27 protein-coding genes are annotated in these 19,451 nt (G+C 39.7%); 23 read left to right on the forward strand and 4 right to left on the reverse strand.

What is annotated here, in order from left to right; translation table 11 throughout:
• The first annotated feature begins 47 nt into the window (after positions 1 to 47).
• The 7 genes from ABOO_RS03260 to ABOO_RS03285 are packed head-to-tail and all read left to right on the forward strand — an operon-like array spanning position 48 to position 5,321.
• A complete protein-coding gene (locus ABOO_RS03260) occupies positions 48 to 329 on the forward strand; it encodes a hypothetical protein (RefSeq protein ID WP_012997195.1) in 282 nt (93 codons plus the stop codon).
• Positions 326 to 931, forward strand: coding sequence for an METTL5 family protein (locus ABOO_RS03265; protein ID WP_008082038.1), 606 nt, complete (start codon positions 326 to 328; stop codon positions 929 to 931). The genes ABOO_RS03260 and ABOO_RS03265 overlap by 4 nt, the downstream gene beginning before the upstream one ends.
• A 26-nt stretch (positions 932 to 957) precedes the next feature.
• Positions 958 to 1,134: a hypothetical protein gene (locus tag ABOO_RS08035; protein WP_008082194.1), complete on the forward strand. Its 177-nt coding sequence runs from the start codon at positions 958 to 960 to the stop codon at positions 1,132 to 1,134.
• Positions 1,135 to 1,178: 44 nt separating this feature from the next.
• Positions 1,179 to 1,397, forward strand: a complete 219-nt coding sequence (locus ABOO_RS03270) for an LSM domain-containing protein (RefSeq protein ID WP_008082460.1) — start codon at positions 1,179 to 1,181, stop codon at positions 1,395 to 1,397.
• A 2-nt stretch (positions 1,398 to 1,399) separates the two neighbouring features.
• A complete protein-coding gene (locus tag ABOO_RS03275) occupies positions 1,400 to 3,181 on the forward strand; it encodes a DUF7504 family protein (protein ID WP_008082116.1) in 1,782 nt (593 codons plus the stop codon).
• A gap of 9 nt (positions 3,182 to 3,190) precedes the next feature.
• Complete coding sequence (locus ABOO_RS03280) at positions 3,191 to 4,783, forward strand: bifunctional N(6)-L-threonylcarbamoyladenine synthase/serine/threonine protein kinase (protein ID WP_012997196.1); 1,593 nt, start codon at positions 3,191 to 3,193, stop codon at positions 4,781 to 4,783.
• Positions 4,776 to 5,321, forward strand: a complete 546-nt coding sequence (locus ABOO_RS03285) for an XTP/dITP diphosphatase (RefSeq protein ID WP_008082216.1) — start codon at positions 4,776 to 4,778, stop codon at positions 5,319 to 5,321. The genes ABOO_RS03280 and ABOO_RS03285 overlap by 8 nt, the downstream gene beginning before the upstream one ends.
• Before the next feature lie 116 nt (positions 5,322 to 5,437).
• Here the strand turns inward: ABOO_RS03285 and queC are convergent, their stop codons facing one another.
• Genes queC through ABOO_RS03300 form a run of 3 tightly spaced genes read right to left on the reverse strand, consistent with a single transcriptional unit; the run spans position 5,438 to position 7,228 of the window.
• Positions 5,438 to 6,151, reverse strand: a complete 714-nt coding sequence (queC, locus tag ABOO_RS03290; protein ID WP_008082197.1) for a 7-cyano-7-deazaguanine synthase QueC — start codon at positions 6,149 to 6,151, stop codon at positions 5,438 to 5,440.
• Positions 6,148 to 6,630 carry a 6-pyruvoyl trahydropterin synthase family protein gene (locus ABOO_RS03295; protein WP_008082601.1) on the reverse strand — a complete coding sequence of 161 codons (483 nt, stop codon included), beginning with the start codon at positions 6,628 to 6,630 and terminating at the stop codon, positions 6,148 to 6,150. The genes queC and ABOO_RS03295 overlap by 4 nt, the downstream gene beginning before the upstream one ends.
• A 31-nt stretch (positions 6,631 to 6,661) precedes the next feature.
• Positions 6,662 to 7,228 carry a hypothetical protein gene (locus tag ABOO_RS03300; RefSeq protein WP_008082568.1) on the reverse strand — a complete coding sequence of 189 codons (567 nt, stop codon included), beginning with the start codon at positions 7,226 to 7,228 and terminating at the stop codon, positions 6,662 to 6,664.
• A 100-nt stretch (positions 7,229 to 7,328) separates the two neighbouring features.
• Here ABOO_RS03300 and xerA point away from each other — a divergent pair, with 100 nt between their 5' ends.
• Positions 7,329 to 8,183, forward strand: coding sequence for a site-specific tyrosine recombinase/integron integrase (xerA, locus tag ABOO_RS03305; protein ID WP_012997197.1), 855 nt, complete (start codon positions 7,329 to 7,331; stop codon positions 8,181 to 8,183).
• Here the strand turns inward: xerA and ABOO_RS03310 are convergent.
• Complete coding sequence (locus ABOO_RS03310) at positions 8,146 to 9,273, reverse strand: NAD(P)/FAD-dependent oxidoreductase (RefSeq protein ID WP_008082434.1); 1,128 nt, start codon at positions 9,271 to 9,273, stop codon at positions 8,146 to 8,148. The genes xerA and ABOO_RS03310 overlap by 38 nt on opposite strands.
• A gap of 72 nt (positions 9,274 to 9,345) precedes the next feature.
• Here ABOO_RS03310 and rqcH point away from each other — a divergent pair, with 72 nt between their 5' ends.
• From rqcH to ABOO_RS03385, 15 genes are all read left to right on the forward strand, one after another.
• Positions 9,346 to 11,127 (forward strand): ribosome rescue protein RqcH, encoded by a 1,782-nt coding sequence (gene rqcH / locus ABOO_RS03315; RefSeq protein ID WP_008082078.1) that lies wholly within the window; start codon positions 9,346 to 9,348, stop codon positions 11,125 to 11,127.
• Between the two features lie 112 nt (positions 11,128 to 11,239).
• A complete protein-coding gene (locus tag ABOO_RS03320) occupies positions 11,240 to 11,701 on the forward strand; it encodes an Lrp/AsnC family transcriptional regulator (protein ID WP_008082013.1) in 462 nt (153 codons plus the stop codon).
• Between the two features lie 139 nt (positions 11,702 to 11,840).
• Positions 11,841 to 12,362 (forward strand): monovalent cation/H+ antiporter subunit E, encoded by a 522-nt coding sequence (locus ABOO_RS03325; RefSeq protein WP_008082505.1) that lies wholly within the window; start codon positions 11,841 to 11,843, stop codon positions 12,360 to 12,362.
• Positions 12,359 to 12,616, forward strand: a complete 258-nt coding sequence (locus ABOO_RS03330) for a cation:proton antiporter (RefSeq protein WP_012997199.1) — start codon at positions 12,359 to 12,361, stop codon at positions 12,614 to 12,616. Before ABOO_RS03325 ends, ABOO_RS03330 begins: the two co-directional genes overlap by 4 nt.
• Positions 12,617 to 12,973: a monovalent cation/H(+) antiporter subunit G gene (gene mnhG / locus ABOO_RS03335; RefSeq protein ID WP_008081963.1), complete on the forward strand. Its 357-nt coding sequence runs from the start codon at positions 12,617 to 12,619 to the stop codon at positions 12,971 to 12,973.
• Positions 12,970 to 13,224: a DUF4040 domain-containing protein gene (locus ABOO_RS03340; RefSeq protein ID WP_008082234.1), complete on the forward strand. Its 255-nt coding sequence runs from the start codon at positions 12,970 to 12,972 to the stop codon at positions 13,222 to 13,224. The genes mnhG and ABOO_RS03340 overlap by 4 nt, the downstream gene beginning before the upstream one ends.
• Positions 13,221 to 13,526 (forward strand): hydrogen gas-evolving membrane-bound hydrogenase subunit E, encoded by a 306-nt coding sequence (mbhE, locus tag ABOO_RS03345; RefSeq protein ID WP_008082096.1) that lies wholly within the window; start codon positions 13,221 to 13,223, stop codon positions 13,524 to 13,526. Before ABOO_RS03340 ends, mbhE begins: the two co-directional genes overlap by 4 nt.
• On the forward strand, positions 13,523 to 13,990 hold the full coding sequence (locus ABOO_RS03350; protein WP_008082648.1) for a Na(+)/H(+) antiporter subunit B: 468 nt from the start codon (positions 13,523 to 13,525) through the stop codon (positions 13,988 to 13,990). The genes mbhE and ABOO_RS03350 overlap by 4 nt, the downstream gene beginning before the upstream one ends.
• Positions 13,980 to 14,324, forward strand: a complete 345-nt coding sequence (locus ABOO_RS03355) for a sodium:proton antiporter (RefSeq protein ID WP_008082547.1) — start codon at positions 13,980 to 13,982, stop codon at positions 14,322 to 14,324. Before ABOO_RS03350 ends, ABOO_RS03355 begins: the two co-directional genes overlap by 11 nt.
• Positions 14,321 to 15,898 (forward strand): proton-conducting transporter transmembrane domain-containing protein, encoded by a 1,578-nt coding sequence (locus tag ABOO_RS03360; protein WP_008082651.1) that lies wholly within the window; start codon positions 14,321 to 14,323, stop codon positions 15,896 to 15,898. Before ABOO_RS03355 ends, ABOO_RS03360 begins: the two co-directional genes overlap by 4 nt.
• Positions 15,895 to 16,242 (forward strand): hypothetical protein, encoded by a 348-nt coding sequence (locus tag ABOO_RS03365; RefSeq protein ID WP_008083716.1) that lies wholly within the window; start codon positions 15,895 to 15,897, stop codon positions 16,240 to 16,242. Before ABOO_RS03360 ends, ABOO_RS03365 begins: the two co-directional genes overlap by 4 nt.
• Positions 16,242 to 16,682 carry an NADH-quinone oxidoreductase subunit B family protein gene (locus ABOO_RS03370; protein ID WP_008082271.1) on the forward strand — a complete coding sequence of 147 codons (441 nt, stop codon included), beginning with the start codon at positions 16,242 to 16,244 and terminating at the stop codon, positions 16,680 to 16,682. Before ABOO_RS03365 ends, ABOO_RS03370 begins: the two co-directional genes overlap by 1 nt.
• On the forward strand, positions 16,679 to 17,209 hold the full coding sequence (locus ABOO_RS03375; RefSeq protein ID WP_008082240.1) for an NADH-quinone oxidoreductase subunit C: 531 nt from the start codon (positions 16,679 to 16,681) through the stop codon (positions 17,207 to 17,209). Before ABOO_RS03370 ends, ABOO_RS03375 begins: the two co-directional genes overlap by 4 nt.
• Positions 17,202 to 18,446: a hydrogenase large subunit gene (locus tag ABOO_RS03380; RefSeq protein ID WP_008082540.1), complete on the forward strand. Its 1,245-nt coding sequence runs from the start codon at positions 17,202 to 17,204 to the stop codon at positions 18,444 to 18,446. Before ABOO_RS03375 ends, ABOO_RS03380 begins: the two co-directional genes overlap by 8 nt.
• Complete coding sequence (locus ABOO_RS03385; protein WP_008082226.1) at positions 18,427 to 19,443, forward strand: respiratory chain complex I subunit 1 family protein; 1,017 nt, start codon at positions 18,427 to 18,429, stop codon at positions 19,441 to 19,443. The genes ABOO_RS03380 and ABOO_RS03385 overlap by 20 nt, the downstream gene beginning before the upstream one ends.
• Positions 19,444 to 19,451: the final 8 nt, after the last annotated feature.

The following is a 19,451-nucleotide window of genomic DNA, read 5'->3' on the forward strand; positions in this document are numbered from 1 at the left end:
TATTTTTTCCAAAAAATATTTATCGTAGAACCTCATAATTGGAATTGATGGGTAGAAAGTATAGTGTTTCAGAGGCCACATACGTGGATAGAATCTATGTGCCCTATGTTTTAATTCCTCTATGGCAAATTAGGTTAAAAGAGAGATATGGTATTGAAGTGGACAGGGATATTGTGCGCATTCTTGTGGAAGCAAGGTACAGCCGTTCCACATGGAAATGGCATAGAGCCATAAAGAGAGTGTCAGAAGAGTTGAGAAAGAGGGGTATATCAGCGGCACATGCATCTCAATTAGCCCATAAACTGGTTAATGCAGTGGCAAGTTTATGAAGAAGAAAAAACTGGAAATATTGATGGAAGGCGTGGAAAATTACAAAAATCCAAAGGCCTCATTGGAGCAGTATTTTACTCCTGCCACCATTGCATCGGATATAATGTTTCTTGCATATTCTTTGGGAGATATTGAAGGCAAGATTTTGGCAGATTTTGGAGCGGGTACGGGGATATTCACCATAGGGGCTTGTCTTTTAGGTGCTCGCAAGATTTTTTCTGTGGAGATAGATGTAGGAGCAATTGAAATTTTGAAGAAAAATTTGGAGAAGTATAAATGTTCTGCAGAGATTTTGAATATGAATGTTGAAGAGTTCAATTCTGAGGTTGATACTGTGGTGCAGAATCCTCCTTTTGGAGCGCAGAACAGACATGCAGACCTACCCTTCTTGGAAAAGGCAATGCAAGTTGCTAATGTAATTTACACTCTTCATAATGCAAACACTTCTGAGTTCATAGAACGCAAGATTTTTCAAAATGGGTGGGAAATAACTCATAGGAAATTTTATGATTTTTCCATTCCATATATGTATGGTTTTCACAGGAAGGAAGAGGTAAGGAGGAGAGTGGTGTTTTATAGAATTGTGCGTAGGAGATTTTAAATATTGGGATTAACTATGGGGAAAGCATGGATGGTATTGAGGAAACAAAGGGGCCTAGAGCCGAGGATGTGGCTAAACTGGAGAACGAGGTAAAGGCCTTGCGCAGAGAGGTCAGCGAGATGAAAGAGCTAATCCGCAGCTTGCTCCAAGTTCTAATGGAAAATAGTGAAGATGACGAAGAGGATATGTATGGCTATACCTAAAAAAATTTATATTTTGTTGATAATGAGGTATGAGGTGATTGAGAATGACGCTGCCGTTAAAAATGCTTGAAAATTTTCTGAACAAGAGGATTTCGCTCCTCTTAAAAGATAATCGTGTTCTGGAGGGGAAGCTAGTTGGCTACGATGATTATATGAACATGGTTCTTATGGACACTGAAGAGAAGACAGAGGAGATGACTAGGAGATTGGGCACGGTTATATTGAGAGGCAACAATGTAGTTCGTATGGCACTCATAGGATAAGTATGTCAGAAAAAGTAGAGGTAATTTGCCCCCAGTGTGGGGGGGTAATCGATGAGAAAACATTAATTTGCAAATCTTGTGGTAAGAAATACTCGCGGGAAGAGTATGAAGAGTTAAAGAATGAAATTCTTCTTAAAAAATGGTTGTTAGGTGATGATTTTAAGCTAGTGGATGAGGATAGAGATGTTTTAGATCAGTGGTTAAAAGGGGATGAAGAGGCACTTTTTGGATTTATGGAGAAAAAGGGTGCAACTCAAGAAGAAGTTGAGGAGATAAGGGAGAAAGTTGAAGAGGCGAAAAAGAGCGTCCCCGGGAATGTGGATGTTGATCAGCTTATTGAGGAGAATTTGAAATTAAAAACTCTTTTAGATGTTGAGTTTTCAAAGAGAGAAGAATTGGAGAAGGAAATTGAAACTTTGAGAAAGGAAATAGAGACCCTAAAGGAAGAGCTCACCAAACCCTTGCCAGAAGATATAAGGGAATTGAAAAAGAAAGAGATAGAGTTGAGAGAAGAATTGATAAGGTTAGAATCAGAGAAGCGCAGGAAATTATTGGAATTAGAATCTCAGAATATGGCGAATTTATCTGATAAAGAACTCGAAGAGCTTAAAGAAGCAATAAAAGATGGAAATGTAAAAGCGCTAACAGAGAAGATAACCGAACTTACAAAGGAACTTGAAATGAAAAACAAGGAGCTCGAAGAGTTGAAAAATGAGATAAAAATAAAGGAGGACGAAATGAAGAAACTTCAAGAGATGCTGAAATACAAGGAGGATGAGCTTATTCGAAGAGAAGAAGATCTTCTTTACAGGGAGAAAAAGATAGAGGCTCAAATCAAGCAGCTGCAGATGATAAAGCAAGAGATAGGAAATATGGATGAGATTATACTCAAGAGAAGGCTTGAAGATTTGCAGGAAGAGATAAAGAGAAAAGAGGAAGAGCTTCGTGCTAAGGAGAATTATCTCAGAATGAAAGAGCAAGAGATAAATGCAAAATTGAAAGGGCTTGCTGAGCAGGAAGTTGAGCTTGCAGCCGAAGAGGTGAAGATAGAAATAAAGGAAAGAAAAGTTCGTACGGGTACGAGAAGATTGGATGATTTACTTTATGGTGGATTTCCCATGGGCTCTAACATACTAATTTATGGTCCACCGTATAGCAATAAGGAAGTTTTGGTTTATTCTTTCGTGGCAGAAGGTTTGCGAAAGGGTGTTCCTGCAATTTGGATTCTCACCGATATAACTGTGGATAGTTTGCGTGAGGAGATGATTTATGTTCTACCCACATACGAGCAGTATGAAAAGATGGGTTTAGTTTATTATGTGGATGCCTATTCAAAGAGCATAGGTGATACATCAGAAATGGAAGGAGTAATCTATTTGGATTATCAAAATGATGTTGACGGAATAGCCAAGGCGGTGGATTCCATAGTTGCCAAGATAAAGGAGAAGAGCAAATATTATAGGCTCGCATTTCGCAGTTTATCTACAATTATGGCTTATTTGGACTCTCAAGCATTGCTTAGGTTCTTGCAGCCGTTCACTACGAAAAGAAAGAGGGATAATGCAGTATCCTTGTATCTTGTAGAGAAAGGTCTTCATGGTGAAAATGAGATACAGATGGTTGGTTATACTATGGATGGAATGATAGAATTCAAGATAGAGGCACACAAGATATTCCTAACTGTGCATGGAATCACGGAGGTACAGAGTAGAAATTGGATAGAGGTAACTGCGAGTAAGAGTGGTATAACCCTTGGATCATTCACCCTTGGGCATATAAGATGAGTGATTTCTATGTTAGTTCTTGGAATTGAGGGCACGGCTCATACCGTAGGTGTGGGAATTGTTACAGAGAAAGAAGTTCTTGCTAATGTGTCCCATATGTACAGGCCTCCTGAAGGAGGAATACATCCTAGAGAGGCAGCTAATCATCATGTTCAATACCTTCCTAAACTTTTGAATGAGGCTTTTAGAATTGCAAATGTCAAGCCAGAAGAGCTCGATGGTATATCCTTCTCTCAAGGTCCTGGCTTAGGGCCATGTTTGAGAACCGTGGCCACAGCTGCAAGGGTCTTGAGTGTAAAGCTTAACATACCAATTGTAGGGGTAAATCACTGTATTGCTCATCTTGAAATTGGAAGATTCTCCACAGGGGCAGAAGACCCAGTTATGCTCTATGTATCCGGCGGAAATACGCAGATCATATCCTTTGCATCCGGTCGCTACAGGGTGTTTGGAGAAACCTTAGACATAGGTGTCGGAAACATGCTTGATAAACTCGCAAGGGAGATGGGCATACCTTTTCCGGGAGGGCCAAGAATCGAGAAATTAGCGCTTGAGGGAAAGAAGTACATTCCTTTGCCCTATTCTATTAAGGGAATGGATATGGCATTTTCTGGTATCTTGACTGCAGCCATAAATAAGTTGAATAATGAGAGCAAGGAAGATATTGCATACAGTGTTCAAGAAACCGTTTTTGCGATGCTTGTGGAGGCCACTGAGAGGGCTTTAACTCATCTTCGCAAGGATGAAGTTCTATTGGCTGGAGGAGTTGCCAGAAACAAGCGTCTGCAAGAGATGCTAGAGATTATGGCGGAAGAGCGTGGGGCAAGATTCTATGTTCCCCCTGCAGACCTCTGTGTGGACAATGGAGCTATGATTGCCTATTTAGGATTGCTATTCTTAAAAAACGGTAAAAGAATGGAAATTGGAGATACTCAGGTCATTCAGAAATTCAGAACTGATGCGGTGGACATACCATGGGATGTAAAGAGGCATAAAAAGGATTATAAAGAGGCGCCTGGAGCTGAAGCCATAATAAAAGAAGATGAGTTCTTTGGTAGGAAAGTTGTGAGAAAGATACGCACTAGAAAGGGCTATAGGATAAAAGAGCTGGACGAGATGATCAGGAAACAGAGAACTAGGAAAGAAGCCAGATTGATTCACGAATTGAAATTGCATGGAGTGAGAACTCCCATAATTTATGATTTAGATGCTTATGAAATTGTTATGGAGAAAATTGAGGGTAAAGCCCTTGCAGATATTTTGAATTTCCTGTCTCCAAGTGAAGTTTCTAGGATTCTCGAAAGAATTGCCGAGATAGCTGCTATGGTTCATAGGGCAGGATACTCCCATGGGGACTTCACAACTGGGAATATGCTATTGAGAGATGAAGATATTGTGCTGATAGATTGGAGTATGGCTGAGAAAGGTGCAAGCATTGAGGATATGGCCGTTGATTTGGAGATGTTTGAAGAGACATTTATGGCTGCCCATTTCAAGTATGCTTCCTTGTATCCTGTATTCTTGAAAAAATATGAAGAGCTCATGGGTAAGGAAATCTTGAAGCAGGTTGAGGAGATAAAAGGGAGGCGCAGATATGTTTAAAATAATAACTCATAACAAGCATAAATTTGAGGAAATGCAAAAAGTCGTGCCAGATCTGGAAATGTTGAGCATGGAGTACCCTGAAATTCAAGCAAACTCGTTAGAGGAAGTTGTGGATTTCTCCTTAGATTATCTTGCCGAAAGAATTGAGGGAAATTTCATTATAGATGATTCTGGGCTTTTTATTCATTCCCTTAATAATTTTCCCGGAGTTTATTCTGCCTATGTTTTTGATACTATTGGAAATATGGGAATACTGAAACTTATGGAAGGGATTGAAGATAGGAGGGCAATATTTAAAACTGTTATTGGGGTGAGATTAGAAGGCCAAAATTTCAAGTTTGTGGGCTTATGCCATGGCCATATTGCAAAAGAGCCCAGAGGTACGAATGGGTTTGGATATGACCCAATATTCGTACCTGAGGGGGATGATAGAACTTTTGCTGAGATGAGTACTGAGGAAAAAAATAAAGTATCGCATAGGGGGAAGGCTATAAGAAAAGTTTCATCTTTCTTGCATAGATTTGGATTTATTTGAGGCACATCTTGTGCATAGGCCCAAGGATGGCACATAATGCTCATTGCAAACAGGTCTACCGCATAATTTGCATACATGTGTTGCTGTTTTTCCACAGATGTAGCATGTGCCCATTATCATTTTTTTCCCTTCTTTTTCAGGTACTCTATATAAAATTCAGGATAAGTTTCATAGTCCAATGGGTCTTCGTATCCAGCCTCCATAAATCCTTTCAAGCGCAAGAGGCAAGAGTCGCATTTTCCGCATGCTTTTTTCTCTCCCCTATAGCAAGACCATGTTAATTCGTATGGCACACCTAATTCCATGCCCTTCTTTATTATTTCAGCCTTGGTCATATGGATAATTGGTGCGATTATTTTTATGGGCTTTCCCTCAACTCCTCTCTTTGTTCCAAGATTTGCCACCCGCTCAAATGCTTCCACATACTCGGGTCTACAATCTGGATATCCTGAATAATCAATAGCATTTGCTCCGTAGAATATTGCATCGGCATCTATAACTTCTGCATATCCCAGTGCGAGGGAAAGTAAGATGGTATTTCTGGCTGGAACATAGGTAATTGGAATTTCCTTCTCTATATCCTCAACTTGCCTCTCAGGAACTTCAATATTGTCGGTTAATGCACTTCCACCAATTTGCCTCAAATCAATTTTTATTATTTTGTGAGGTACATTGAAATATCTTGCGATTTTCTTTGCGCTCTCTAATTCCCTTGAATGCCTCTGTCCATAATCAAATGAGAGAGCATGTACATCGTAGCCCATCTCCAGTGCTATTGCGAGAACAGTTGAAGAGTCTAATCCGCCTGAGAGAAGAACTACAGCTTTCATTTCTCATCACCCAAGGGTATGTAATTGCAGGCACCTTGCCCGGGCCCCTCATCAACGCAAATTTCAATGCCTTTAACATTCTCTGGAAATCTTATTCTTTCAAGTACTTTTTTTGAGAAATATCTTGCGAGCTCCTCCGCAGTTATAAGATTCACAGGAATTATAGTAACATCCCCCTTTGGAAATACATAATGCTTGTCTTCAAAGCTCACATAGATTCTATCATCCTTTATATGGTGCCTTATATACTTCTTCGATTTGGGAATTAACAATTTGTGATCAAGTTCTTCGCAAAGGCTTCTAACCTCATTCTTGAGTTCAACAAAATCGTATAATATGTGGTCCTTTGTCTCTCCGAATATTCTCAATCTCACCCCATAATCATGCCCGTGTAATCTTGAGCATTTGTGGTGTGAAGGTATGAAATGAGATGCTGAGAATTTAAGTCCAACTTTCCAACCGTCTATTTCAAGTAGCATGAATGGGCATATTCTTTTTCCTTTTTAATCTTTATCTACGCCTTATCTCATCCACAACCTTTGTACCTTCCGCGGTTAAGAGAAGATCCGATGATATTAAGCCACGGAATTTCAGATCTTCAATTAATTTCTCAACCTCGTTGATTTCAATGTCGAGAAGGTAACTTATTAGAATATTGTCCTTCATTCCAGTGTATAAAAGAAGCAGCACCTTCTTGTGCATTTCTGTCATTTCAACAACTTTTTCTCCAATCATCTTTGTAAGTATGGCTCTAAGTTTTAGGGTTACATCAAAATTTGCAGAGATGAGAGAAGTTAAAATATGCCTTTTATCTCCAAATTCGTAATGCTTTATCTCAAGTATGTTACCCCGAGCCCAGCCCATGGGTGGGGAAATTCTTGGATACTTATCTCTCTCAGCAATTGTTAGAACATCCTCATATTTTACCTCAATAAACCTATCCAATTTTTTGAATAGGAGCCGTTTATTTGTCAAATAAACCCTGCCTAATACCCACTTCTTGTCATCATAAACAGAGCGATCTCTTCCGTAACCTACAATGTAGTACACCTGAGCCTGTGCTATCAATTTTTCCACGGTGATAATTAAGCGTACCCTTATTTTTAATTTTTGGATTATTTCTCAATCTGCAAAAATGTGGGAAAGTTTTAAATAGCACAAGTCATATGTATGACTAATGTCCGACAAATTTATGGATTATGTTGATTACGAACTTGAAAAATTCAAGGAGTATTTGAGGGGTGAGAAGAGAAGTGAGAATACAATAAAGGAGTATGCTCATTTCATATCCGATATGCTCAGGTATTTCCATAAGAGGGCTGAGGATATAACTCCTGGAGATTTAAATAAATACAAAATGTACCTTTCAACGAAGAGAAAGTATAGCAAGAATTCACTTTACCTTGCCACAAAGGCAATTCGCTCTTATTTCAAGTATAAGAATTTGGATACAGCCAAGAATTTATCCTCTCCTAAAAGACCAAGGCAGATGCCCAAATATCTTAGCGAGGATGAGGTAAAAAGATTGATAGAAGCATCAAGCGAGAATCCGAGAGATTATGCTATAATTTCCCTCCTTGCCTACTCAGGTTTGAGGGTCAGTGAGCTTTGCAATTTGAAAATTGAAGATGTTGATTTTAATGAGAGAATTGTTTATGTTCATTCTGGTAAGGGGGATAAGGATAGAATAGTAGTTGTAAGCCCAAGGGTCATAGAGGCACTTCAAAATTATCTTTATACCAGAGAGGATGATATGGAGTATTTATTTGCATCTCAGAAGAGCAACAAGATAAGCAGAGTCCAGGTATTCAGAATTGTTAAAAAATACGCAGAAAAAGCGGGAATAAAGAAGGAAGTTACTCCCCATGTCCTCCGCCACACACTTGCAACAACATTGTTGCGGAGAGGGGTGGATATTAGGTTCATCCAGCAGTTCTTGGGTCATAGTAGTGTGGCTACCACTCAGATATACACTCATGTGGATGATGCCCTTCTCAAATCCGTTTACGATAAGGTCTTGCAGGAATACTGAGGTACTTCATCAAGGATGGCTTTTTGCGAAATATCTTTATGGCTACTTTAGAAGGATAATCAATATCCCCCTCTTCATTTATTATTTTTATTACTTTTTCATCATTCAAAATTTTGATTATTTTGTTGAATTCATCATCTCTGAATTTTGTGTATAATCTGTGCAAATATGAGGCGTATTTTAGCTCTTTTCCTATTCCATTCCTCCAGCAAGTTTCATAATTCTTTAAGGCATTTTCGGAGTAATCTCCACGCTCCAATGCATCCTTTATTGCCTTAATTGCACATTTTGCACACATAAGTCCTGGATAAACTCCTCCACCGCTTGTTGCTTTCACCTGTCCAGCAGCATCGCCCACTATAAGCATCCCCCTTGCATATGTCCTTTCCACAGTGTTTATGGGTATTCCTCCTCCAGATATGGATAGGGGCTGCACTTTTAATTTTTTCATCAACTTCTTAAGGTATAGCCAGGAGCTCTTGTAACTTGCAAGTCCTATCTTTGCCAGGTCATCGAACAGAGGAATTCTCCAGGCGAAGAATCCTGGAGCTATGGAAGATCCTATGAAAATCTCCACAGTATCTTCATCTAAATGAGAATGAGCAATTATCTGGGCAGCCCCCAAAATTTTCGGTGCGCCTATTCCCATCTCTTTCCTCACAATACTGTTTATTCCATCTGCTCCAACTATTATTTTTGCTTTATATTCACCTTTGCTTGTACTTATATCTGTATATTTCACCTTTTTAACTCTCTCTTTTAAATGTATCTCCGCACCCTTTGCGCCAGCCATTTTTGCAAGCTCTCTATCAAATTTTACCCTATCCACTACATAGCCCCTTACTTTATCATTACCTATTCTTAGTTTGCTTCCATCTGGTGCGTATATAACTGCCTTTTTTGCAGGGTGCAAGATTCCTATTTTTCCCACTATGTCAAATATGTTTGTAGAGAACAATCCAGAGCAATGTGATGGATTACCAATCTCGCTATGCTCTTCAAAAATGATTACATTGTATCCTAATGAGGCGATTTCTTTACCTATGAAAGAGCCAATGGGCCCGGCACCAACGATAGCAACATCGTACACGGAAGCGAGATGTGTTGATTTCCTAAATAATTTGTGCCAAAAATCTTTATCTTATTGTGGAATTAAAGGGATATGAAGGATTCAATGCTATCCTTGGACATCTACGCTTGGCTCAAAGAGAACAGAGAGTTTATAGAAGGAGGATTTTTTAAGAAGATTTATCAAGTGGGTGAGAGAGAATTTCTTTTCAAGATATATAAGGGAGAGACAAAGCCGCTCTATGTGAATCTCCGCGGCTGGCTCTTTTTTGATGATAGAGAGACACCTTTGGAGCCGAGCATGTTCGTTATGTTCCTTCGGAAGAGATTCTCTGGAAAGAAAATTGTGAAATTTTATCAGTTCAATTTTGACAGGATAATCATTTTTGAAGTCCCGAATGGCTACTCTCTTATAATTGAGTTATTTGGCGATGGAAATATAATAGTGACTAGGGACGGAATCATAGAGAGAGCCTATAAAGAGAGGGAATGGAGACACAGAAGAATAATTAAGGGTGAAGAGTATGTGCCACCACCGCAGTCCCTGCATCCATTGAAGGATATAGAAAGGGTATGCGATGAAATAAATTCTTCTCAGTATGATATTGTTCGTACCCTTGCAAGAAGGTTCAATCTTGGAAAGTATGCTGAGGAGGTGTGCATCAGGGCGGGGGTGGATAAAAATGCAAAAAATGTAAGCAAGGAGTGTAATAAGTTAAAGGAGGCAATTAAAGAAATTTTTAGATTTTCTGGAGGATACATTTATCCTGGATTTTTCTCACCATTAGAGCTCAAGATGTTCGATGAGCCAGAGAAGAAATTTGAGAGTTTCAATGAAGCCATAAAAAATTACATAAGTGAGGAGAGTAAGGTTGAGAATCCAGAAGTTCTAAAGGTGAGGAGAAGAATTGAAGAGATTGAAAAATCCATTGAGAATTTTGAGGGGGAGGCTGAAAAGAGCAGGAAAATTGGAGATTTGATATACGCCCATTTTGCAGAGATTGAAGATATGTTTAATAGAATGAAAAGGGGAGAATTGAATTACGATAGAAAGGGAAAGAGTGTAGAAATTGAATTGGAAGGAGAGAAAATAAAATTATATGTGGATAAAAGCGTAGGAGAAAATGCGGGTATTTATTATGATAGGTCTAAAAAGATGAGAGAAAAAATAAAGGGGGCAAGGGAAGCTTTAGAAAAAGCAAAAGAAGAGTTGAAAAAGGTCAAGAAGAAAGAGGAGAAGAAAAAGAAGGAGATAAGGAAAAATCGCCGAAGATTTTGGTTTGAGAAATATAGGTGGTTCATAAGTTCTGAGGGTATACTGGTTATAGCTGGTAGAGATGCTAAGACTAATGAAGAGGTCGTAAAGAAACATCTTGGAAATGGAGATTTATATATGCACGCAGATATCCACGGTGCTCCAAGCGTTGTGATAAAGTCAGAGGGTAAGGAGATCGGGGAAAAAACATTGCAAGAGGCGGCACAATTCGCAGTGAGTATGAGCAAGGCATGGAATGCAGGGTTTGGAAATCTAAGTGCATACTGGGTATATCCCTCTCAGGTCAGCAAGATGGGGGAGAGCGGAGAATATGTTGCCAGAGGTGCGTGGGTAGTGCATGGAAAGAGAAATTACATACACAAGGTTCCATTGCAGCTCGCAGTGGGGGAAATAGAATATCAAAGGGTGAAAATGGTTATGTGTGCTCCTCCAGATTCTGTGAGGGTTAGAGCATCTAAGTATATTTTGATAGAGCCAGGAGACATAAAGAAGGATGAATTTGCCAAAGAAATATCAAGGATATATGGGATCTCTGTGGAAGAAGCTCTAAGAATATTGCCTCCGGGAAGAATAAGAGTGTTGGAGAGGAAGGGTTTATAATTTTATACAAATTGCAAAATTGAAACTTTTAAATACGAAAAGCGTAATAGGGATAACGAAAGGTGGTAAAATGGAACCGTTAAAATGTAATCTGATAACAAGGTGGAAATCTATGGATAGAACGCTCATTCCTGTTGATGACCTTGATTTGTCAATTCTCTGTGCTTTGAGACAAAATGCTAGAATCTCGAATTTAGAACTTGCAAAAGAGCTTGGTGTAAGTGAGGCAACTGTTAGGAGAAGGGTGAAGATTTTAGAAGAGAAGGGAATAATAAAGGGCTATTCAGCGCTTATAAACTGTCATGCCGTGGAAAATAGCATTAAGGCGTTTGTTTATATAAAGGTGGATAAGAGGCATATAGATGAGATTGCCAATGAGCTTATGAAAGAAAACAGGCTTATAACACTTTATAGAATTCTTGGAGAATATGATTTGCTCTGTGAGTGCTTATTTTTGAGCATGAAAGAGTTGCAGGAATTTACAGATAAAAAACTCAAGATGGAGGGTGTAATCACCACAGTGACACATGTGGTTTCCAGGGCTTACAGACCTTGTGAATGGGTTGGGATATAATTCTTCTATTTTCTCAATTTTTTGGATGGGCATTTTCGTCTTCTTTTTATAACGAATTTCGTATTTGAATTTTCTATTTTATTCATAAAAAAACGAAAAACATATATTTATTTATGTAATTACCTTATATGGTGATAAAATGTTGGCGTTTATAATTACGGCTGTTGTCACATTCGTAACATATCTCATACTTACTGCAGGTAGTGGTAATTTTCTACTATTTTGGTCTCCATCTGAAATTATAATGGGGATATTTCTGAGCTTAATAGTAGGTTTTATAACTCGAAATTATTTATGCAAATCGAAGAATTATAGGATGTTAAATCCCATCCGCTGGCTTCTTTTCATTGTTTATGGTTTTGGACCTTTTTTCTTTGCTATGGCCAAGGCAAATATTGATGTTGCTTATAGGGTCATAACTGGGAAAATTAGACCCGGGATAGTTAAAATAGATCCCAAACTTAAAACCGATTATGGAATAACTTTCCTAGCCAATTCCATAACTCTTACCCCTGGAACCCTCACCGTAGATGTGGACGATAACAATGTCCTGTATGTGCATTGGATAAATGTGCCTGAGGGAGAAGAAAAAAAAGAGTATGCAGATATAAATAAGGTTTGTGGGTCATTTCCAAAATGGACAAGGAGGGTTGCAGAATGATAGATATATGGTTTCTTACAGCTTTTATTCTGATGGTATGGATCTTTATGTCATTAATTAGAATCATTTTGGGTCCAACTGCTCCAGATAGGGTGGTTGGGCTGGATACTATAAATACGCTGATTGTGGCTCTTATGGTAATATTAGCAGTGGCTTACAATCAGATGATATATGTGGATATAGCCATAGTGTATGCTCTGTTATCTTTCGTGAGTACTCTATACATTGCGAAATATTTAGAGGGGGGGATTTAAATGTGGACGGAATATCTCATATATATTTTCATTGGGATAGGCCTTACTTTTAATGGCCTAGGTACCATAGGTCTTTTGAGATTTCCAGATGTCTATACTAGATTACATGCCGCTACAAAAGCCACCACCTTTGGCTCCATATTCACATCTCTTGCGGTTGTTACTTGGGCTTTTACTCAACTGTATTTAACTGGACAGGCATGGGGTCTCACTCTTGCTTTACATACCTTTGTTGCCATAGCCGCTTTGCTACTCACGAATCCTGTTGGTGCACATGCTATTGCTAGAGCTGCACATAGAAGTGGAGTTTTGCCGAAGTATGCAGTGGTAGATAAGCTAGAGGAGGTGAAAAAATGATATTTGAAAACCTTCTTCAAATCCTTCTTCTTGCAGGTTTAATAATTAGTGCATATCTGGCGATAAGATATCGGGATTTATTAGCTTGTGCAGTAGCATTGGGAGTATTCTCTTTTCTCTTATCCCTGGAATTCTATATCCTTCAAGCACCGGATGTGGCAATAGCTGAAGCAGGTATCGGGGCAGGACTTACAACCGCAATATTCATTCTTGCAATTAAAGGCACTTATAGATGGGAGGTGGAAGAATGAGGAAGTTGCTGTTATGTTCTGCTCTGATCGTTGTGCTGGCAGCATTTCTATATGTTTCAATAAATCCAGCTGATTTTGGTCATCCCACTGGTGATCATTTGGTATTTGGACACCCAAAGTATACGGATATGGATAATTATTTTATTCATAATGGTCAGAATCAGACAGGGGCGAATAATATAGTTACCAGCATAGTGTTCGATTATAGAGGTTTTGATACTTTGGGAGAAGCATCTGTACTGTTTACGGCTGTTCTCGCAGTGGGGGTGGTCTTAAGGATCTTGAGGAGGGATGCCAAATGATGAGTAAAATAGTTCGGACTCAGGCAAACTTTCTTTATCCTCTCATTATGATTTTTGGATTTTATGTAGTTGCCCATGGACATCTAACCCCGGGGGGTGGTTTTCAAGGTGGTGCTGTTATAGCCACTGGTGTAGCCCTTATTGCGGTAGCTTATAGCTATAAGAATGTGAAATCGTGGATAAAGAAAACTCACTTATCTGGAGCAGAAGCCGTAGGTCTTTTAACTTTCATAATTACAGCACTCTTAGGTATAAGCACATCGTTTTTCTATAATTGGCTTGCAAATACAGGCTTGCTTTTTGGAAAACCTGTGCCTTATGGTATAAATCCTGGCTATCTGAATACCGCGGGAGTTATTCCCATAATGAATTTTGCGGTGGGAATAGAGGTTCTAGGTGGTCTGGGTGTCATCATAATGTACTATCTTCACTACATAAAGGAGGTGAGTAAGGATGCTGTTTAATTTAGTTTATATCACAGTAGCAGTTGTGATAATCATCGGTCTCTATGCCGCTCTTTTTAAGAGAAATCTAATAAAAATAGTGATTGGCCTGAGTCTCATAGAAAGTGGAGTAAATCTTTTCCTTGTCTCTTTGGGATATCGTGAGGGCGGAATTGCCCCCATTTACACAAATGCTCCTTCTACCTATATGGTTTTACCTACACCTCAGGCACTTACTCTAACATCGATAGTTATAGGAGTGGCCACAACGGCTATGCTTTTAGCCTTTTGTGTTGTGATTTATAGATATTATGGAACCTTGGACTCTAGAAAGGTAAGGAGGTTGAAAGGATGATATGGGATGTTTTAGTTGAGCACGCCCCTGCCTTTATTATAATTGTGCCGCTGATCGCCGCCTTCGCCACTCCGGTAATATCTCGGGTGAGTGCCAGAGCCAGAAACATATGGGTAATATTGGCTCTGGCACTAACAGAAATATTCGTGGTAATACTCCTTTACCAAGTTTATAATTTTGGTACACAGGTGTATGTTTTTGGAGCGACATCTCCTAATTTAACTGTTCCTCCAGATTCTGGAGGAATTCCTATCAGAATAATATTTGTAGTTGATGGTATGAGTATCTTTATGGCATTTACCGCCTCCACGGTGGCTTTGGCAGGAGTTATTTACTCAATATCCTGTGAAAAAGAACAAACTGGGCAAGATAAATATTACTCCCTTCTTCTCCTTATGACTGTGGGTATGCTGGGAATGATGTTAACAGGAGACCTTTTTAATTTCTTTGTATTCCTTGAGATAAACTCTTTGGCTTCTGCAGCTCTTGTGGCCTACCGAGTGGATAGAGGTGTGGCAGTAGAGGCAGCGTTCAAGTACGCTATTATAAGTTCTTTGGGAGGATTAATGGTTCTCTTTGCTATAGGGATACTTTATGGAGAGTATGATGCTTTGAATATGGCCATGGTTGCTTATAGAATGCATGCCACAGGCTTTTCAAATCTTGACAAGATAGCAATGGCTCTGTTAACCGTAACCTTAGCCATGAAGGCTGGAGCAATACCTATGCACTTCTGGGTACCTGATGGATACGGCAAGGCTCCAGGAGCTATAAGTGCCATGCTGGTAACTGCCTCACAGGCCTCTCTCTATGGGCTTTTCAGGGTTAATTTTACAGTATTTGGGCTTGCAGCCAATACCTTTACCCTTGGCTGGTTTATTATAATTCTTGGTGTTTTGAGTATGTTTGTGGGAGTTACAATGGCACTTATACAGCATGATATAAAGAGACTTATGGCCTATCATGCCATTTCTCAAACAGGATATATGCTCTTGGGTGTGGGTGTGGGATTAGCAACCCTTGGAACTGCTGCATTTCACCAATATGGTTTTGCTGCCATGGAGGGAGGAATATTCCACATAATTAACCATGCCATGTATAAGGGTCTCTTGTTCCTAACAGCCGGGGCGATAATTTATAGGGTTGGCACCTCAGATCTGGATAAAATGGGTGGCCTTGGGCATACTATGAAATACACTATGATATTCTTTATGATTGGGGCTCTGGCCATAGCAGGTATTCCTCCATTTAATGGTTTTGCATCCAAGTTGCTTATATACGAATCGGTTTATCAATTCAATCCTATACTTTCGATTCTTGCAATGATTGTAAGCATACTTACCTTGGCATCCTTCGTTAAGGTATTCCACTCTGCCTTTATGGGACCCAAGAGGTACGATGTTAAGGAGGTACCTCTACCAATGCTTGTTGGAATGGGTATATTGACATTCTTCATAATATTCTTTGGACTGTTCCCCAACATAGCAATGCAATATCTAGTGACTCCAGCCGCCACCGCTCTTTCTGATCCCGTGGGTTATATAACTCGTGTACTAGGAGGTGGTTTTCCATGAACTTTGATTTTCTAACACCATATGGTTTCTGGAATCCTATTCTGTGGCTCTTGGTAATATTCGTTGCCCTTCTGGTGGCATATTTAATATGGCTTCGGGGGAATCCAGGATATAAAAGAGGTACGGATCAAACAAAACCTTTCCTTTCTGGTTATGCTCCAGAATCCAGGGAGAGTACGAGAGTATCGGCCTCAAACATATACTGGGGATTCACATCGGCCCTGAAGAGGTATTACAATTTCCTAAGGAAAATGCATACTGGTGATATACGGGATTATCTTGGATGGTATGTGGGAATAGTTGCCATAATGCTCATCCTCTACATCCTGTGGGGTGGTGCCTAATGCCCAAATTACCCTCCAAGAGCTTTGATCGTTCACTTTGGGTATTTCATGTTAACACCGGCTCCTGCAATGGATGTGATATTGAGATTCTTGCTGCGCTCACACCTAGATATGATGTTGAGAGATTTGGTATAAAACTTGTTGGTTCTCCAAGGCATGCAGATGCTCTCCTCGTTACAGGGCCAGTCACGAGGGATATGGAGGATAAGGTAAAGCGTTTCTACGAGCAGGTACCAGACCCCAAGGTTGTTATCGTTATAGGCTCCTGTGGGATAAGTGGAGGAGTTTTCCATGAATCCTATAACCTTGTCGGTCCGGTGGACAAGGTAATTCCAGTGGATGTATATGTACCAGGATGTCCTCCTAGGCCAGAGGCTATAATTGATGGCGTTGTGAAAGCGTGGATGAAACTGGAAAGATTGAGGAGGGAGAAAAAATGAAAACAGAAGATGTAATAAATATGATAAAGAAGAGGATTGATTGCGAGATAAATATCAAAGAGATCCCTTGTGGGCTCAAAAAGATAAAGAGAACCAATATATTCGTAAATATAAAACGTGAGGATTTCCGCAAATTTATGGATTTACTTTTTGAGATACAAGATTATCCTCATTTTGCAGTTATATCTGTGACAGATTTGGGAGAGGATATGGAACTCCTTTATCATTTTACCATTGATTATGGTAAGCAAAACGATGAGAAGACTATTTCCCTTAGGGTTAAATTACCCAAGAATGACCTTAGAATTGAAACAATAACTGATCTTATACCTGGAGCGATGATATCAGAAAGGGAGATTCATGAGATGGTTGGTGTAGATTTCATAGGACTTGAGGATACGAGACATTTCTTCTTGCCGGAGAATTGGCCTGAAGGTAAATATCCTTGGCGTAGAGATGAAACATTTCCTAGCGAGATGCTAAATAAGTTATATGAAACATGGAAGGAGGATGATAAGGATGAGTGAGCATGCTTATTCTATACCTATAGGTCCATTGCATCCGGCGATTCATGAGCCTATCACATTAAAGATAGATGTAGAGGGAGAGAGAATTGTAGGGGTAGATGTTTTTTGTTCTCAGGTTCATAGAGGAATAGAATGGATCGGTATGAATAGAAATAATCCTATCCAGAGTATATATTTGGCTGAAAGAGTATGCGGTATATGCAATATATGCCATCCTTTCTGTATGGTTCAAGCGGTTGAAGATGCAGCAGGTATATCCCCACCAGAACGGGCTGATTATATCCGCACCATAATGGCTGAATTGGAAAGAATTCATTCGCATCTTCTGTGGGCAGGGGTTGCAGCTCATGAAATTGGGTTTGATACTGTATTCCATTATACTTGGGCACTAAGAGAAAAAGTTATGGATCTTATCGAGTATCTCTCAGGAAATCGTGTTACCAAAGCAATAATGATGATTGGTGGAGTTAGAAGGGATATAAGCGAGGAAGGAAAGAGAAAGATAAAAGAAGGGATGCAATACTACATGGAAAAGTTCGCAAAGATTGAGGATATATACTTAAACGATCCAACTATTAGAATGAGAACCAGGGATGTGGGTATACTTACAAGAGAAGATGCCTTGAAACTTTGTGCAGTTGGACCGGTTGCCCGTGCATCTGGTGTACCTAAGGATGTACGTCAGGATTTCCCATATGGGGCTTATGCAGATTATGGAGTAAAAGCGATCACTCCTGATATGTATAATGGAGAAACCCATGGTGATGTATTTGATCGAATAATAGTAAGACTTCTTGAAGTCAAGCAGAGTGTAGAAATAATAAAATGGGCTGTGGATAATCTTCCTCAAGGACCTATATTGGCTGAGAAAAATTTGGTAAGGTTAAAATTGCTTCTAAAAAAGGCTGAAGGTGAAGGAATCGGGAGAGTAGAGGCACCAAGGGGTGAGGATATACATTATGTTAGGCTGGAGAAAGGTAAAGAGCCCTATCTCTCTTGGAAAATACGGGCTCCTACATATAATAATGTACTTCCTTGGATCCCTATGCTTCTTGGGGGGCAGATTGCAGATGTGCCTATCGTAGCTGCTTCCACAGACCCCTGTATGTCTTGTTTAAATCGTGTTACTGTGGTGGATGAGAAAGGAAAGAAATATGAGATTACGAAAGAATATATGCATAAGTTAAGTGTAAGAAAAACAAGGAGGTTGATGCGTAATGGTTCAAGTAGGACTTGAGGTTGTATGGTATATTGCCGCTACATTCTTGATTATTCTTTTTGCAATACCCTTTGGATTGCTTACCAAGGGTATTGATAGAAAACTGGCAGCGCATATGCAATGGAGAGTAGGTCCTCCCATATGGCAGCCTTTCTGGGATGTTAAAAAACTGTTTCAGAAGGAGACCATAGTGCCAGATGATGCGATTTCCTGGCTCTATAATGCTGCACCAATTCTTTGCCTTGCTTCTACGGTAATCATTTTACTTTATATCCCATTGGGACCGTTTTCTCCAGTACTGAATGGCCATGGAGATGTAATTTTAATTCTCTATCTTCTAACAATACCATCACTTGCAATGGTAGCCGGTGGTTTTGCATCTAGTTCTCCTTTTGCATCTGTGGGAGCGCAGAGGGAAATGGTTCTTATGATGTCCTATGAATTCCCCTTGGCAGCCACGGTAATTGCTCTGGCATGGAAGATATCCTCTTTGTTCCCGCATGAGGCAGTATTTTCTCTCACGGCTTTTGTAAAACATCCTGTATGGAATATTATGGGGCCCTTCGGAATAGTTGGGGCCGTCATACTTCTCATAGTGTTGCTTCTTGTGACAACAGGTGAGATAACCAAGGTGCCCTTTGATATAGCAGAGGCGGAAACTGAGATCGCGGAAGGTGTGTTTGTGGAATATTCCGGTAGAAATCTGGGATTGTTCTATCTTGCAGATGCTGTGAAAACGGTGGTAATGTCTGCACTTATAGTTGCCATATTCTTCCCCTACAATCTCTCACCCCTTCTAATGCCCTATATATCCATGCCGTGCTGGGGATGGGCTATTGTTGACTTCCTATTCTTCCTTTTAAAACTGGAGATAGTGATATTCTTCTGCATGACATTCATCAGAGTTTCTGTGGCAAGATTCAGGGTGGACCAGGTGGTCAAGGTTTACTGGGGATATCTTACACTGGCTTCGTTGATTGCCCTTATACTAATAGCCTTAGATGTGATGTTGTGAGGTGATAA

The sequence above is a fragment of the Aciduliprofundum boonei T469 genome (genome assembly GCF_000025665.1).
In the GTDB taxonomy this organism is placed as follows: Archaea; Thermoplasmatota; Thermoplasmata; order Thermoplasmatales; family Aciduliprofundaceae; genus Aciduliprofundum; species Aciduliprofundum boonei.